The following is a 2,444-nucleotide window of genomic DNA, read 5'->3' on the forward strand; positions in this document are numbered from 1 at the left end:
CTTGTTTCAGCTTAGAACACTTCGAAAAGCTGGTCTAGCCTAGCGGAGGCTGTCGAAGTTTAAAGGAAAAAAGAGGTTGGAAACAATAATTGTAGGGATAATCGGGTATCTTTAGCACAAAATGGGATTAAACACAGTATCCAGTTCAGAAAACCTGAGTAAATCGAAATCCTCTAGTGTTTAAAATTGAGAAGTGGTGGGACGAGTCCTCGCCAAACTATAATTTTAAATTCGTCCCGGGAGATGAATATGAAGCAGCTATTGGGTTTCAAGAGGAGGATAATGGAAAATTTAAACAACATAGCGAGGTTCCTCTTTTTACTATGCTCATTCTTGATACCGTAGCCAATCTTTCGAGGAATAGTTCCAATCAATATTGGTGGGACTATTTTGATTTGGACCGTACAACAGGAAAATTATTATGAGAAATTCAAGAGAAGCCTGAGAGTTTTCATTCTACTGGGTCTCCTATCGGTCGTGAGTGTTTGGTATGTATACTCATACCCCAATGAACCTAAGTTAAGGTTCTATATGATTAGCATCCAGTGTGGGGATAATACCTAGAACTCCCTTTAGCCAGAGGAGTGGATCGAATGACACCAGCCGAACTCAAGGCCAAGCTCAGCGAAATGATGGCACTTCCTGAAGAGACAGAGTGGATCGAGTTCAAGGAAGCCAAGAACGACTACAATTTCGAGGACCTGGGCAAGTACTTTTCAGCCTTGAGCAACGAGGCCAATCTGAAAGGGAAACCTGCAGGCTGGCTGGTCTTTGGGGTAACGGACAAACCACCACGGCAAATCTGCGGAACTAACTACCGGCGACAACAACCGGGTTTAGAAAGGCTCAAAACAAAAATCGCTCAGAATACCAACCATCAAACCACATTTAGAGAAATTCATGAGTTAAATGACGCAGAAGGGCGAGTGGTCTTATTTGAAATACCCCCGGCCCCACGAGGGATCCCAACAGAGTGGAAAGGGATCGCTTACGGGCGCATTCACGAATCCTTAAGCCCACTGAGCCTTCAAGAGATCGAGCAGATTCGCAAACAGGGCACGCCAGAGGACTGGTCAGCCCAAATCTGCGAAGGTGCGACAATCCGCGACCTAGACCCCCTAGCCATAGCCTTTGCCAAGCAGGAGTATAAGGAAAAGAATATGAGTAATCCCATATTGGCTACCGAGGTAGATCGATGGGATGATATCACTTTCCTGAACAAGGCTAAAGTTACTATCGAGGGGAAGATTACCCGGACGGCCATTATCTTGCTAGGTAAGAACGAGTCCGAGCATTTTTTGTCCCCGGCTGTTGCCAGGATCACCTGGGTGCTCAAAGATGCGAACGGCGTGGAGAAAGATTATCAGCACTTTGGGCCACCGCTAATCCTGGCCGTAGATCAGGTGTTCGCCAAAATTAGGAATCTGACATATCGATACATGCGCAATGAGACTCTCTTTCCCTCCGAGATAAAGCAATATGAATCGTGGGTCATCCGCGAGGCATTACATAACGCTATTGCGCATCAGGACTATGCACAGGGAGGGCGCATCAACGTTGTAGAGGAATCAGAGTCGTTGCTCTTCACAAATTTGGGTGAATTTATTCCAGGGAGCGTAGAGGAAGTTATCCTTCGGGATGCACCCCCAGAGCACTACCGGAATGAGCTTCTGGCCACGGCAATGGTCAACCTGAATATGATTGATACCATTGGCAGTGGCATCAAACGGATGTTCACAATACAGCGGCAACGGAGCTTCCCCATGCCAGACTACGACCTGAGCGAGCGTGGGCGGGTAAAGGTGAAGATCATCGGCAAGGTAGTCGATGAAAAGTATACCCGGGTGCTGATGAAGAGGATGGATCTTGACCTTATGGACGTGATTGCCCTAGACAAGGTGCAAAAAGGAAAGCCTCTTACAGAAGATGAGTTCAGGTCGCTAAAAACAAAACGTCTGATCGAGGGGCGACGCCCGAACCTATTTGTATCGGCGGATATCGCTGCAGTCACAGAAACCAAAGCAGATTATATCAAGAAAAGGGCCTTCGATAAGGAGTACCATAAGAAAATGGTCTTAAAATACTTAAACAAGTTTGGTGAGGCGTCCAGGAAAGACATTGATTGCCTGCTTATGGATAAGATCTCAGATGCTCTCAATGATGATCAGAAGAAGACCTGGATAACAAATTTGCTTCAGGAAATGAGGCGAGATGGGTCAATTAAACCCGTGGGCACAACACGACATGCAAAGTGGGTTATATCTAAATAGCCACTGAAATCTGTGATTTATGCATAGATTTATGCATAGACTTCAATGCGTTTTTGCATAACCAGATGCGGTAGACGCCTCGTGTAAATATAGACCTACGCATATTAGCCCGAAGTTCGACTGCATGGACTTGAATGAGGATGCCCAATTATCCATGAGCACCGCCAACTTTAA

General features: G+C 46.0%; 1 protein-coding gene. It reads left to right on the forward strand.

The genetic code is table 11. From position 1 onward, the window contains the following. Nucleotides 1-593: 593 nt before the first annotated feature. Entirely contained in the window at nt 594-2,270 is a 1,677-nt protein-coding gene (locus tag GX441_06090) for a transcriptional regulator (GenBank protein ID NLI98213.1), read from the forward strand. Nucleotides 2,271-2,444: the final 174 nt, after the last annotated feature.

The organism is bacterium (assembly GCA_012517375.1).
Classification (GTDB): Bacteria; Hydrothermota; Tepidihabitantia; order B3-TA06; family B3-TA06; genus JAAYVC01.

Coding starts and splice junctions, on each gene's coding strand:
- GX441_06090 (NLI98213.1), top strand. CDS start 594: ATGACACCAGCCGAACTCAAGGCCAAGCTCAGCGAAATGATGGCACTT.